The following is a 14,695-nucleotide window of genomic DNA, read 5'->3' as shown; positions in this document are numbered from 1 at the left end:
AGAGCATAGTTTAGCCCTGCGGTGGAGCAGGAGGAAACGGAACAGGAGTGATGCCAGTGGCTACTGAGCAGCAATGGAACGAGGAACAACGGAGAGTAGAGGACGTGACTGCTGTCATTAGCGGGCGAATTCGGAAGCTGGAGACGGAGGTTGGCTCTGTACGCGGAGATGTCGTAGATATGCGTAAAGACTTTTGGGATGAGGTAACGATCAACTTTAGTGAGGCGGATGATGTGGGAGAGACATCCACCAGTTTACGTCAGCAATCTGAAATTCTGTCGGAACGGGAGCGCAGGCACAAGCATTCTACAGAGGCGCTAGGTCGTTTGAAAAAGCTGCTGGAATCACCGTATTTTGCACGTATTGATTTTGCTGAGGAAGGGCAGCCCGCAGAGCGTGTTTATCTGGGGATTGCTTCCCTGCTGGATAATCAGGATGAGGAATTTCTGGTCTACGACTGGCGTGCGCCGATTTCCAATCTCTATTACGATAATATGCCGGGTCCCGCTTCCTATAAGACTCCAGCAGGGGAAATGGAAGGAGAACTGACGCTCAAGCGCCAATTCTCGATCCGAGATGGACAGATTCGTTTTATGTTCGATACAGGGGTAACGATTGGAGACGAGCTGCTACAGGCGGTGCTGAGTCGCAGCTCGGATGCTCAGATGAAAAGTATCGTGGCAACCATTCAAAAGGAGCAGAATCGCATCATTCGTGATGATCGAAGCCGGATGCTTATCGTACAGGGGGCGGCAGGAAGCGGCAAAACATCTGCTGCGCTCCAGAGAGTAGCCTATTTGCTGTATAAGTACCGTGACCGCTTGCGCGCGGATCAGGTAGTGCTATTTTCGCCCAATCCGATGTTTAACAGCTATGTTTCGACGGTATTACCTGAATTGGGTGAGGAAAACATGCTCCAGGCGACGCTTCAGGAGTATTTGGAGCGTCGGCTGGGCCGGGAGTTTCAATTGGAAGACCCTTTTGAGCAGCTGGAATATGTATTGTCGGCATCTTCACAGCCGGGGTATGAGGCCAGAATGGAAGGCATCCGCTTTAAGTCGTCCAAGACGTTTTTGCAAGCCATTACCGGATACAAGGCGTATTTGGAGCAGGAGGGTATGCGTTTTAAACCGATCCGGTTTCAAGGGCGCGAGGTGGTTCCATTGGAGGAAATGGTGCATAAGTTTTATGGGTTTGATGCTTCGGTTCGGCTGGCGAATCGGCTGGAGCTGCTTCGGGATTGGATGCTCAAGGAGCTGGCCCGTTTCGGTAAAGAGGAATGCTCCGCTCCATGGGTTGATCAGCAGATGGACTTGATGGAACCTGAGGATTACCAGCGTGCTTATAATCGCATGCGGCGTAAATCCAAGAATAAAGGCCATACCTTTGACGATTTTACACGTGAACGGGAAATATTGGCGCGAATGGTGGTCAGTGACCGCTTGAAGCCTTTGCGTAAATGGATCAAAGCACTTCGCTTTGTGGACACGACCCGCTTATATGGCGAGTTGTTCCTGAATGAGACGCTACTGAGCCAGCTGGCCAATCACGCCGAGCTGCCCGATAGCTGGAGTGAAATCAGCCGTCAAACGCTGGATCGGATGCAGGCCGGGGAACTGGCATATGAGGACGTGACACCATTTTTATATCTGCGTGAGCTGATGTTGGGCTTCCGTTCCAATAGCCATATCCGTCATGTGTTTATTGATGAAGCACAGGACTATTCACCCTTCCAATTGGCTTTTTTCAAACGCTTGTTTCCACAGGCTAAAATGACCGCGCTGGGCGATTTTAATCAGGCGATCTATGCGCATGCTTCTGTCCTTCAGGATGCGGAGCCTCTCTATGAGCTGTATGGAGCGGAACAAACCGAGATGATTTCCCTGACACGCAGCTACCGCTCGACACAGGAAATTGTGGAGTTTACCCGGGGAATGGTGGCTGGAGGCGAGCATATTGTACCGTTTAACCGCAAGGGTGAGAAGCCTCGTGTTACGGAGGTACGTTCGCGTGAAACGCTGCATCGTCTGATCGTCGGGAACATCACGGAATTGCTGGCAGAGGGTTATGAATCCGTGGCAGTGATCTGCAAAAATGCCGGAGAAAGTGCGACAGCTTATGAAGCATTCGAAGGAGAGTTGCCCGTGAAGCCAAGGCTGATCAAGAAGACAACCCCGGCTTTTGAAAAGGGAGTCCATATCATTCCGGCTTACCTGGCAAAAGGCGTGGAATTTGATGCGGTCCTGATCTATGACGGTTCAGCGGAGCAATATCAGCGTGAAAGTGAGCGCAAGCTGTTCTACACTGCCTGTACACGGGCTATGCATTTGCTACACATCTATACGATAGGCGAAATTACACCGTTCGTGAGTTCGCAGGTATCGGATACGTATACCCGTAAAGTGGAAGAAAGTGATCCTGTTCTGTAAGACTGGCATAATTGTACGTATTCCAGTAACATAAGCAAATAAGAAAAACAGGTAAGAAGCATAAACGGAGGTTACAAAACGTAATGGACATGAAGAGTGTATTTCAACGCGCGCCGCTGGCGGACTGTGTACCCGAGCTGGTAGCTACAGCCAGAGGGGAGCGCAAGGCATCGCTGGTTATCCGCGGAGGAACGCTGGTCAATGTGGTATCGGGCGAATTATTACCGGGAATGTCTATTGCTGTACAGGGCTCCCGTATTGCATACGTCGGTCGGGACGTTAGTCATACCATCGGAGAAGACACTGTGATCATTGAAGCGGAAGGCCGCTATATGGCACCGGGATTACTGGATGGACATTGTCACATCGAAAGCACGCAGCTTACGGTAACCGAGTTTGCAAAAGCGGTGCTGCCGCTGGGCGTGACGGGTGGATTTTTTGACCCGCATGAAATTTCCAATGTTCTCGGTCTGAAAGGGCTTCGCCTGATGCTTGATGAAGCACGTACGACACCGCTGGCTGCTTACATGCAGGTGGCTTCTTGTGTTCCGTCCACAGGGCCGGAACTGGAAACGACAGGGGCCTCCTTCGGCCCGGCGGAAGTCGAGGAAGCCTTAAGCTGGGGCCCGGATATGATCGGGCTGGGCGAAGTTATGAATTTCCCGGGCGTTGTCTATGGAGACGATGTGATGATCGGGGAAATTCAGGCCACGCTGCGCGCGGGCAAGGTGGCGGACGGCCATTTTACATGGGCTTCCGACGATTGGCGGCTGCCAGTATATGCAGCCGCAGGGATTACAGGCGACCACGAATGTGTCACGCCCGAGGATGTAGCCGAGCGTATCCGGCTCGGCATGTATGCCAAAATGCGGCAGGGCTCCGCATGGCATGATGTGGCCGAGACCATCCGCGCCAGCACGGAAATGGGCCTCGACACCCGTCGCATGATGCTGGTGACGGATGACCGCAGCGCGGAATCCTTGCTCCATGAGGGTCAGATGGACTTCGTCGTGCGTCATGCCATTGCGCAGGGCGTCAAGCCCGTGACCGCGTTTCAGATGGCTACGCTGAATACGGCAGAGCGCTTCGGCGTAGCACGGGATATCGGCTCGATTATTCCGGGGGCGATTGCCGATATTATTTTGCTCGATGGCCGTCTGGCCGAAGTGAACGTGACCGCTACGATTGCGGCGGGTCAACTGGTGGCCGAGCACGGCCAAATGGTCGCCGATTGGGAGGGCTTCGTTTATCCTGCGGAAGTGATGGACACGGTCCGTCTGGGACGCGACCTGAGCGCTGCGGATTTCCGCATTGCGGCTCCAGTACAGGAGGGGAACGTACCTGTACGAGTCATTCGTGTCACGGAAAATCACGTGGACACGAAGGAAGTGCGGATGACCGTTCCGGTCCGCAATGGTGAGGTCACGGCAGATCCCGCGCAGGATCTGTGCAAAATAGCCGTCTTCGAGCGGCATCATGCCAGTGGCAGCCATGCGGTGGCACTCGTGACGGGCGTCGGTTTCACCGAGCCTGCTGCCATTGCCATGACTGTGGCGCATGACAGCCACAACCTGCTCGTCATTGGCAACGATGACGAGTTGATGACCCAGGCGGCGAAGCAGGCCGTGGCTATGCGCGGCGGTGTAGTGGTCGTGTCCGCCTCGGGCGAAACGCGCTTCCCGCTGCCTATCGCCGGGCTGATGTCTCCTGCGCCGTTTGCAGAGGTGGCTGCGCAGTCCGAGAGCATCAGCCGGGCACTTCAGCAATCCGGCTGTGTGCTGAACAACGCACTGATGACACTGTCGCTGCTGGCGCTGGTCGTCATCCCCGAAATCCGCCTGTCGGATCAGGGGCTTGTTGTGATCGGAGCAGACGGTATCCGCAAGGTTTCGATCTTCGTCGAAGAGGATATTGCGGAAGCCTGACAGGCTACTTTGCCCATACGCGTGTATTTATGATATGTGCGCTTTTTTGAAAGGGGGTTGTCCCATAAGGTCTGTAAAGACTGGAGGGATAGCTCCTGTTTTCTGTATTTAAAAATCAAAAAGGTTTCCTTCTATTTAAGAATTCCGGGGAGCAATGAGCATATGTCTCAGTATTATCTTTCATTAGAGCAGATGAGAGCAGATGGTTTATCAGGCCTCGATTGTAGAGCAGGATTGGAACAGATTTGTAGAACGAACCCGTGTAAAACATGTACAGCAGGGAACGTATCTGATCGAAACGGGTGAACCCGTGAATCATGCCTATTTTTGCTCAGAGGGATTATTCCGTTTATTCTACACTTTAGCAGATGGCAGGGAGTATAATGTTGGCTTTTCGCCAGCAGATGATTACGAAGGAGCTTATGGATACAAGCCATATGTGGGAAGAAATTCGCGACTCGGAGCCATATACCAAGAGGTAAATGAAGATTAAAGATGTCTTATAAGGCGAATTCTTGAGCTGTTCATATTCAGCTTGGAGTTCGCCTTTTACTTTTTGCCATTCTTCAACTTATATCTGTGACAAAGGGCGTTGCTCCAACCATCTGCTCGGCTTCGTGCTGTTTGCGATATTGTGAAGGAGGCATGCCGTTCCATTTTTTAAAGGTTGCGATAAAATAGCTCAGATTATCAAAGCCAACCTCCAGCGCAATATCGACCACCTTGCGGTCACTTTGCTCCAGCAGTCTGCAAGCCTTCTGAACCCGGTGGTAATTGATGTATTCGACCGGGCTTTTTTGCACCATCTGCTTGAAGAAACGGCAAAAGTGTCCCTCGCTCATACGAATCTCATCCGCGATATCCCGCAAACGAATGGGCTCATGAGCATGACTGTTGATGTACGCCAGCGCTTTTTTGATTCGTTCGACTTTGCTGCGCTGACCTGCCATAATCACGTCTTCTCCGTTAGCCGGGGTCATATGAGGATACATGTTGGCGATGATGCCATAGAGCTGTGCCTTGGTCGCCAGCTCACGGGCAGGCGCATTCTGCTCATGGCTGGTGATGATGCGGCGCAGCGCGGTCAGTACCTCCTGTTCCCAAGGCAGGACCCCGCGAATGTGAGGGGGAACGACGAGCTTTTTGCTGATAAAAGGGTCGATAAACTGCTCCTGCACCGTATCCTGTGTCCGGCTGTGCAGCAGATCGGGATGAAATACCACCGCAGAGAATACGCAGCTTGGCGCTTTTTTTAAATATCCGGCGTGTAGCTCTCCGCTGTTGACAAAAAGAGCCTCACCTTCGCTGACCTCGGTGTATTCCATATCCGTCTGAAAGACGGCGCTACCCTGCTCCACGACGATAAACTCCATTTCCTCATGCCAATGAGACTCCAGCACGCTGTTTCCGTTCAACTGCTCTACGCTCGGATACACGCTGACCGGATACATGGGATTACCATGAATACGGTTTTCCCGCAACATTTCCCGATTCATTTCACCCACTCCCTTCCTGATTTTTGTTTTGTATAGAAAATATCAAAATATTGATACAATATGTCAAAATAAAAGAAGTAAACCCTTACATAAATCAATATTATTATAGTAAGGATTTCGAAAAAATCCAACAAGCGATTTTATTTGGGTTCAACAATATATAGATCGAAACGGAGGAAATAAACAAATGAAATTTACAGATGGCTATTGGATGGTCCGCAAAGGCTATGAGATCCAAAATCCTGCGGAAATCCGTGATATTGTGACGGACGATGTTTCCATGACGGTATACGCGTCGACCCACCGGATCGAGCATAAAGGAGACACCCTGAACGGGGCGTTGCTGAAAGCGACCTATAGCTCGCCGATGCCGAATGTCATTCGGGTACGCTTTAACCACCACAAGGGGCGGGTGCATCATGGACCGGATTTTGAAATTCATACCTTGCCAACAGAGGTGGAGATTACGGCAGGTGAGGACGCAGCGGTGCTGAAAAGCGGTAATCTGAGTGTGCGTGTCGGTCGTGGAAAGAGCTGGGACGTAGGTTTTTATGTAGAGGATCGTAAAATCACGGGTAGCGGACATCGTGGGCCTGGATACATTACAGACCCACAGGATCAGCCTTTTTTCCGGGAGCAGCTGGAGTTGGGAATCGGGGAGTACGTATACGGCCTCGGGGAACGCTTCACTCCATTTGTGAAAAATGGGCAGGTGGTCGATATCTGGAATGAGGACGGCGGCACGAGCAGTGAGCAGGCGTACAAAAACATTCCATTTTACCTGTCTAATAAAGGGTATGGTGTGTTTGTCAATCATCCGGAAAAGGTATCGTATGAAATTGCATCGGAAAATGTCTCGAAGGTGCAGTTTAGCGTCTCTGGCGAATCGTTAGAGTATTTTATTATTGGCGGAGCCAACCCTAAAGAGGTGCTGGACAATTACACCAAGTTGACGGGCAAGCCCGCGTTACCACCTGCCTGGACCTTTGGTTTGTGGCTGACCACCTCGTTCACGACCGATTATGATGAAGCGACGGTGAATCATTTTGTGGACGGGATGGCTGAGCGTGATTTGCCGCTCTCGGTATTCCATTTTGACTGCTTCTGGATGAAGGAATACCAATGGTGCGATTTCCAATGGGATCAAGATATGTTCCCGGACCCGGAAGGTATGCTACAGCGTTTGAAAGCGAAGGGACTCAAAATTTGTGCTTGGATTAACCCGTATATTGCGGAAAAATCCATTTTATTCGATGAAGGCATGGAGAACGGGTATCTGGTCAAAACCGCCGATGGCGGCGTATGGCAATGGGACATGTGGCAGGCGGGTATGGGGCTGGTTGACTTTACGAATCCGGCTGCGGTGGCTTGGTATCAGGATAAGCTGAAGGTGCTGGTGGATCAGGGTGTGGATTGCTTTAAAACTGATTTTGGCGAGCGGATTCCTACGAATGTGGTGTATCATGACGGCTCTGATCCGGTGAAAATGCACAATTATTACACGCATTTGTACAACAAGGCTGTATTTGACGTGCTGGAGGAAAAGCTGGGTAAAAATGAAGCGGCGTTGTTCGCACGTTCCGCTACGGCCGGGGGACAGCAGTTCCCGGTTCACTGGGGCGGTGACTGCTCGTCGACATATGAGTCGATGGCGGAATCGCTGCGGGGCGGCTTATCGCTTGGTTTGAGCGGCTTTGGCTTCTGGAGCCATGATATTAGCGGCTTTGAATTAACGGCTGCGCCGGACGTGTATAAACGGTGGGTACAATTTGGGCTTTTGTCTTCCCACAGTCGTCTGCACGGAAATGAATCGTACCGCGTGCCTTGGCTGTTCGATGAAGAATCGGTGGATGTGGTTCGCAGCTTTACGAAGCTCAAATGTTCATTAATGCCGTATCTGTATCCGTCCGCTGTGGAATCCTCGGTGAAGGGTCTGCCGATGATGCGGGCAATGGTGCTGGAATTCCCGCTGGACCCGAGCTGTGCAACGCTGGATCTGCAATACATGCTGGGCGATTCCATTTTGGTGGCCCCGATCTTTAATAAGGAAGGCAACGTACAGTATTACGTTCCGGAGGGCCAGTGGACGAATCTGTTGACGAATGAAACCGTGTCGGGTGGTCGCTGGGTTAACGAGCATCACGATTTTACAACCCTGCCCGTGCTGGTGAAGCCGAACACGCTGCTGGCGATCGGTCATGAGGACAGCCGTCCGGATTATGATTATGCAGAACAAGTGTCTTTCCACTTGTTCGAGCTGGGTGAAGGGCAGCAGGCTCGGACGGTTATCGTGAACACTTCTGGTGAAGAAGAGCTGACCGTCACTGCCAGTCGCAAGGATGCTGTGATTACGGTGAAAGCTGAGGGTACGGTTAAACCATGGTCACTGGTACTGCGGTGCATTCACGAAGCTATTCAGGTCGAGGGTGGCAGCAGTCAAGCGGGAGAGCAGGGTGTGATCATTACACCAGCCTCAAGCGGACAGCAGGAGCTTACCATTCACTTGGGATAGGTCATGTACACTTTCGCTCACAAGTAAAATTCGCCATTCTATAGTGTAGCAATGTATTGCAAAAAGGGGCTTGCCTGATCAACCGGGCAGACCCTTTTTTGCTTTGGAGTCGTAATGGCAATTTTCAACTTAGGTTTCGATTTTTATTTACCCTTGCTGAACAAGCATCGGTACGATGTACTGCCTGAATATATCCACAGGAGTCCGCTTCTTTTTGAACTTGTCAGCAGTAACAACAACCACCATGTCATAAGACGGGACGACAACAATGTATTGACCGCCAAAGCCGAGCGCGTAATAATAATCCGTTTCAGCGCTTTTCTCCGTTTCGTCTGAAAAGGAAGAAGCCCACCAGTGCCAGCCGTAAAAGGCTTTTTGGGGTTTGGCCGTCGGAAGGAGCGCACGGGTGGAGTGCCGGACGGCCTCAGCTTGTATGAGCTGATGGCCTTCACAGCTTCCTTCGTTCAGGTAGAGCAGTCCAAATTGAAGCATATCCATGGGTTTGAGACGCAGTCCAAAGCCTCCTGTATGAGTGCCTTGCGGATCGGTTTCCCAATGGTAGTTTTCGATACCCAGCGGTTGGAATAACTGCTGCTCGGCAAATTCAGCTACCGCTTGTCCAGAAGCATGACGCAGAATGGTAGCCAAAAGCTGAGAACAGCCGGAGTTGTACTCCATTCGCGTACCTGGTACATCAGCGAGCGGCTGTGATAGCACAAATTGCACCCAGTCTGATGTTTTGCTCATCGTCGGAAATGAATTTTGCCCGCCAAATTCAGTCCAGTTAAAGCCCGCGGACATCGTTAACAGATGTTCAATCGTAATATCACGCTTTCGCGTATCGCTGTCCTCGGCAATCTGGGGAAAAAATTCGAGGATAGGTGTACCCGGCTGTGGTACGATTTGCTGATCCATGGCGATGCTGACTAATGCGGCAAGCACGCTTTTGGTGCAGGAATTTATTTTATAGAGTTCATTCGCAAATTGAGGTTCACGGTAGTATTCCAGCGCCATGCTCCCATGCTGGAAGATCAGGCAGCTACGGATTTCCAGCTCGGTTAGTTCGCAAACAAGCGGTGTAAGTTCCAGACTACTCAAGTAAGTCCCTCCTTGACATTTATAGTACATAAATAAATAGTATATCATTTTTAAAGATCACAAATCCGATAAATCTCATGATCATCTAATAAGAGATGAATATAAGGATGGCGTTACTTTTTTTGTTTTTATTTCAGAAAAGAACATATTAATTCACCATATTGTCACAATTACATTGAAAAAACTATACACTTTTCTTGTTTCGTTCAACAACTTCAGCGAATTAAACGATATATAGTAAGTTGACATTATATTCAGACATAACTGGGGGACCGATTCATGAATTTAACGATTAAGGCTAAAATGATTCTTAGTGCGCTGCTTATTCCGGGTGTAATTGCAGCTATGCTGCTGACAAACTACATTCTGAGCGTACAAAATGAGAATAAATACAAGGATATTGTGAATCGTGAAGAGACCATTGTATATAATTCAAAGTCTCTTCAGTTTTTGTTAAACGGGATATCTAATGACGAGCGAGGATACTTGCTAACTCGGGATGAACAATATGGAAAAGGGATTGAAAGCAAGCAGAGCGAAATTGTGAAGCTGCTTCAGCAAACGGAAGCTTTGCTCGATCTGAATGCAGGAGATACGAAGAAAACGATGGATGATTTGAAAATGGGAATAAATTCCTATTTCAACTACGTCCATGGATTATTGAATACAGCGGGTTACCGGAGTACGATCGATACGTTTCCCCCGTTTTCGGATTTACTCGATATATATGAAAATGAACGGGTTTTACGGAAACAGCTTGATGTGAAAATGATGGCGTTCGTTAAATCTCAGGAGGACATGGTAGCGGCGAAAGTACAAGAAGCCCACCAAACCATGACCAACACGATCTGGATTACGAGCATTCTGGGCTGTCTTATTATCATTTACAGTATTGCACAATCGATCATTTTGATTCGTTCCATCCGGCCGTTGTACCATATGAATGAACAGTTGCTGGAGATGTCAGCGGGCGGCGGAGATTTGCGTAGTCAACTCGATATTACGACCAAGGACGAGATTGGCATGATTGCCAGCTCGTACAACAAGCTGATCGCGGGCTTTCGCAATATTATTGTGGATGCTCAGGATACAGCCCGTACGTTATCTGTGACCGCCGAGCGGGTAAGCCTGAGCACTGAAGAAATGAATCAGGCCAATCGTCATACTTCCGGTGTGATGGAAGAGCTAGCGACTGGCATGGAGCATCAGGTCGATGACATCACACAGACCACAGATGCAGTAAAAGAGCTTGCTCATGGACTGGAGCATATTGCGGTGACGAGCCAGCAGGTGTACAAGCTGTCGGATACGGCTGCCAAGGACGCAGAAGCAGGAGAGCAATCCATCGGTCAGGCAATGAGGCAGATGGAAAAAGTAAGCGAAAGTGTAGATAGCTCTGCTCGTGCTGTACGTCTGCTTAGTGAACAGGCTGAACAGATCGGAATGATCGGTTCTGTCATTACCGGCATTGCCAAGCAGACAGGGATGCTGGCGCTTAACGCGTCGATTGAAGCCGCCAGAGCAGGAGAACAGGGCAAAGGATTTGCTGTCGTAGCATCTGAGGTAAGAAGACTGTCTGATCAGGTATCCGTTTCAGCAGCGGAAATTACACAATTTGTGCATCATATTCAGGACCATGTGGGTAATGTCGCATCAACCATGCAAGCCGGAACAGTTGAAGTGCAGTCAGGTGTGAAGATCATGGAATCGGCCGAAACGGCATTTCGCCAGATTGGCAGCTCCATTCAGCAGGTCAGCGAACAGATTCACAGTGTGAATCGGTCTGTGGAACAGATGTCCACCGGATCGGGGCAAATGGTGGGAGCCGTGGAGCGTATCCGCGAAGTAGCGGAACAGTCCGCAGGCGGAACCCAGAGCATTAGCGCAGCGGCTGAGGAGCAGCTGGCTTCCATGGAGGATATCGCGTCATCCATTCATACGCTGGCAGAAATGTCGAAATTGCTGAATGCAAGGGTTGGAGGATTTAAGGTGTAGCTGTATAAATCCACACTAATGTAAACACAATAACACTTGTTGAACCATTTTGGACAGCTGTGTTATTACTTTTGCAAAGGTGGTAACGGGATGCAACAAAATAAAGGGAATCTGCTTGCATTAGGTTCCATCCCGCTGATGATGACGCTGGGCAATTCCATGCTGATTCCTGTTTTGCCGGAAATCGGACGTAAGCTACATGTCAGCTCCTTTCGCATTAGCATGTTAATTACGGTATATGCGGTAGTTGCCATTTTGCTGATTCCAATCGCGGGATATCTCTCTGACCGATTTGGTCGCAAGGCGGTGATTGTGCCCTGCTTGATCCTGACGGTGATTGGCGGGGGAATTTCTGCGGTGGGGGCATGGCTGCTTCATGATCAGGTAGCGTACTGGACCATTATTGGGGGGCGGTTGCTTCAGGGGGTCGGAGCGGCGGGAGCTTTTCCCATTGTCATTCCGCTCGTGGGGGATTTGTATGAGAACGAGGAAGAAGCCAGCAAAAACCTGGGTGTAGTCGAGACCTATAATACATTCGGTAAAGTGCTAAGCCCAATTCTGGGTGCGGCATTCGGCGCAGTCCTTTGGTTTTTGCCATTGGCAGTGATTCCGGGTCTCTGTCTGATTTCGCTCATTTTGGTTCTTTGGCTGATTCATGCGCCCAAGCGTAAGAAACAACCGATAATGTTTCGGGAGTTTCTGGGAAATGTGAAGCAGGTGCTTGAAGAAAAAGGACGCTGGCTATATGCAATTTTCGCCGTGGGCGGCATTTGTATGTTTGTCATTTTTGGCGTCCTGTTCTACTTATCCGACATACTGGAAAGTCGTTACAACCTTCGTGGGGTCTGGAAAGGGTTCGTACTGGCGATTCCGTTGGTTTCTCTCTGTCTGTGCTCTTATATCGGAGGAAAAATCATCGGCAAGCACAAAAAACGGATGAAATGGATCGGTTTTTCCGGTTTGGCAGTGTTGACGATCAGCTTTGGCATTCTCGGATTTTTTCAACATATTTATGCGGTGATCGGACTGTTTACATTGGGGGGAGCCGGAATTGGACTGGCACTGCCTTGTTTGGATGCCCTGATTACGAAAGGGATTGAAAAAGAGGAGCGCGGAACGATTACCAGCTTGTACAGCAGTATGCGCTTTGTCGGGGTGTCACTAGGTCCTCCGATTGTATCCTTGCTGATCGGAAGCAGTGGACATGGTTTGCTTTTTGGCGTGATGGCCGGAGTGGGCGGAATTGCGGCTCTACTCATGCTGTTTGCGGTCAAACCGAAGCAAGATGAACCCTTAGACGAAAAATCCGGTGAACATATGAACGCCACTGGGAGGCTGACAGACGTATCCCGGGAAAAGCCGCTTTCTTCCAAGCTGAGACGCAAAACCCCGGCCAAATAAGAGCGATCTAAAACCAAAGAGCACCCGATTCCATGAAGCCATGGTGTTGGGTGCTCTCTTTGAAATATGCTTTACCCCTCGACAGGGACACGCGTTTTGGGCTTGCGACCTACAGCAAGCTGAATGATATAGATGAGCAGGAACAATACGATAAACAGCGAGGAAAGGCGATACATCCACGCATAATCGCTGGCTTTGGCGATAATACCAAGAATAAGCGCTCCGGCAGCGACTCCGAAATCAAGGGAGTTTAGAAACATACCATTTGCCATGCCACGCTGCTTGGGCGACACGACCTGAATCATCCACGTTTGCAAAGTCGGCTGCATTACGCCAAAACCGATGCCATAGCAAAGGGCGGACAGATACATGAAGGCATCATTGTGCGCGTAGGAAAGCAGGATAAGACCGCCGATCAGGAACAGAGAACCGGGGATGAGCAGCGCTTTTGCTCCTTTTTTATCATAGATACGGCCTGAGAAGGGACGTACGATCAGGACGGACAACGCATTAAACAGGAAAAAATAGGCCGGGTGCGACAAATTCGCTTCATCCCCGTAAAGCGTCATAAAGCCGAGCAATCCGCCGTACGTAATAGACATGAGCATGTTCAGCAAGGCGGGAATCCAGAGCTTGCGGTTAAATGCCGGTTTTCGTCCTTCCTCCAAAGGAACCATCGGCGGCTCAACATGTCCTTTCGGCAGGGTACGAATCAGCCAGTAGGCCAGTGGGAAAATAACGATAATGACAGCTGAGGTCGTATATACCAGCAGATTAAAACTGCCATATTGCAGCATCGAAATACCGATGGTCGGTCCAATCGACATCGCCAGGCTGGTGGACAAGCTGAAATACCCCATTCCTTCACCAAGACGCTTGGCAGGAATGACATCTGAGGCCATGGTCGGAAAGGCGGTACTGCTCAAACCGAAGCCGATGCCAAACAGCATACGCATGAGAAGCAGCACTGTAATCGTCGGTGAAACGCTGTATCCGAGCGTACCCGCTAATCCCAACAGCAGACCAATGAAAATCAGGGTATTGCGATGCCCTTTTTCCAGCATGCGGGCTGAAAAAAGCCTTGCCACAATCGCGCTCAATGCGAACAGCGTAGTGACGAGGCTGACCTGAACGGAGCTGGCGTGGAATGTATTTTTAACATACGCAGGAATGGAAGATACGATCATCTGTAATTCCAGAAATAAAAAAAGATTAGATACCGTTAAAACGATAAATTCCTTGGTCCAAAGAGGCTGCTTGCCTTGTTGCATGTTAGTCGTTCTCTCCTTGTTTTTCCGATTGAGTCAGGTTAGCGTGGACTTGTAAAAGAGTTTGACGGAACTGCTCCAGATCAGCAGGGGAAATTCCATTCACAAAATCGTGGTTGGCGCCGCGCTCGACCGGAAGAGTTTCCTCCACGAGCAGTCGACCGGCTTCAGTCAAATGAAGCAAATAGGCTCGACGGTCCTGTGGGCTATTCACACGCTGCACCCAACCCTTTTTGTCCAACAAATCAATAATTCGAGTCGTAGTTGGCTGGTCCTTAACCGCCTTAGATGCAATTTCCTTCTGATTCAGACCTTCTGCCTGGTAGATTTGATACAGAACCGACCATTGCTCAGGGGAAATATCATAAGGTTTAAGGCGATGCATAAGCTGCTGGCTCATCTTGCGATGGGTAATGCCGAGCAGCATGCCGATGGAGCAATCCGGGGGCAAGTTATTCATGAGTACTCCTTTCTGTTTTCCGTACATAAATTAATTGTTAAAACAATTATATGTAAAACAAGTTGTTTTGTCAAAAAAAGTTGTACTTTATTCACCGTTTACTTTGAACTG

Annotated in this window: 10 protein-coding genes; 6 read left to right on the top strand and 4 right to left on the bottom strand. The window is 49.8% G+C overall.

The genetic code is table 11. From position 1 onward, the window contains the following. The first annotated feature begins 50 nt into the window (after positions 1-50). From helD to ABH897_RS02025, 3 genes are all read left to right on the top strand, one after another. The gene (gene helD / locus ABH897_RS02035) at positions 51-2,429 is read left to right on the top strand and encodes an RNA polymerase recycling motor HelD (RefSeq protein ID WP_404520970.1); all 2,379 of its coding nucleotides are present in this window, start codon (positions 51-53) and stop codon (positions 2,427-2,429) included. Positions 2,430-2,512: 83 nt separating this feature from the next. After that, positions 2,513-4,354: an adenine deaminase gene (locus ABH897_RS02030; protein WP_404520929.1), complete on the top strand. Its 1,842-nt coding sequence runs from the start codon at positions 2,513-2,515 to the stop codon at positions 4,352-4,354. A gap of 202 nt (positions 4,355-4,556) precedes the next feature. Then, complete coding sequence (locus tag ABH897_RS02025) at positions 4,557-4,847, top strand: Crp/Fnr family transcriptional regulator (RefSeq protein ID WP_404591072.1); 291 nt, start codon at positions 4,557-4,559, stop codon at positions 4,845-4,847. A 73-nt stretch (positions 4,848-4,920) separates the two neighbouring features. Here the strand turns inward: ABH897_RS02025 and ABH897_RS02020 are convergent, their stop codons facing one another. Beyond that, a complete protein-coding gene (locus tag ABH897_RS02020; RefSeq protein WP_404591070.1) occupies positions 4,921-5,850 on the bottom strand; it encodes a helix-turn-helix transcriptional regulator in 930 nt (309 codons plus the stop codon). Between the two features lie 187 nt (positions 5,851-6,037). On the opposite strand from ABH897_RS02020, the gene yicI reads away from it, so the two are divergent. Then, positions 6,038-8,362 carry an alpha-xylosidase gene (gene yicI, locus ABH897_RS02015; protein ID WP_283655548.1) on the top strand — a complete coding sequence of 775 codons (2,325 nt, stop codon included), beginning with the start codon at positions 6,038-6,040 and terminating at the stop codon, positions 8,360-8,362. A 147-nt stretch (positions 8,363-8,509) separates the two neighbouring features. On the opposite strand, the gene ABH897_RS02010 is transcribed toward yicI, so the two are convergent. Then, a complete protein-coding gene (locus ABH897_RS02010) occupies positions 8,510-9,460 on the bottom strand; it encodes a serine hydrolase domain-containing protein (RefSeq protein WP_404591068.1) in 951 nt (316 codons plus the stop codon). A gap of 279 nt (positions 9,461-9,739) precedes the next feature. Here ABH897_RS02010 and ABH897_RS02005 point away from each other — a divergent pair, with 279 nt between their 5' ends. Together ABH897_RS02005 and ABH897_RS02000 are read left to right on the top strand one after the other, a co-directional pair. Further along, on the top strand, positions 9,740-11,455 hold the full coding sequence (locus ABH897_RS02005; RefSeq protein ID WP_404580205.1) for a methyl-accepting chemotaxis protein: 1,716 nt from the start codon (positions 9,740-9,742) through the stop codon (positions 11,453-11,455). Positions 11,456-11,545: 90 nt separating this feature from the next. Continuing rightward, entirely contained in the window at positions 11,546-12,856 is a 1,311-nt protein-coding gene (locus ABH897_RS02000; protein WP_404591066.1) for an MFS transporter, read from the top strand. Positions 12,857-12,927: 71 nt separating this feature from the next. Here the strand turns inward: ABH897_RS02000 and ABH897_RS01995 are convergent, their stop codons facing one another. Beyond that, on the bottom strand, positions 12,928-14,127 hold the full coding sequence (locus ABH897_RS01995) for an MFS transporter (RefSeq protein ID WP_404591064.1): 1,200 nt from the start codon (positions 14,125-14,127) through the stop codon (positions 12,928-12,930). A 1-nt stretch (position 14,128) separates the two neighbouring features. Further along, positions 14,129-14,584 (bottom strand): MarR family winged helix-turn-helix transcriptional regulator, encoded by a 456-nt coding sequence (locus tag ABH897_RS01990; protein WP_404591062.1) that lies wholly within the window; start codon positions 14,582-14,584, stop codon positions 14,129-14,131. Between the last annotated feature and the right edge of the window lie 111 nt (positions 14,585-14,695).

This window comes from Paenibacillus sp. RC73 (assembly GCF_044908085.1).
Classification (GTDB): Bacteria; Bacillota; Bacilli; order Paenibacillales; family Paenibacillaceae; genus Paenibacillus; species Paenibacillus terrae_A.
Note: the sequence above shows the minus strand (reverse complement) of the source record. Positions and strands in the feature narration are given on the sequence as shown.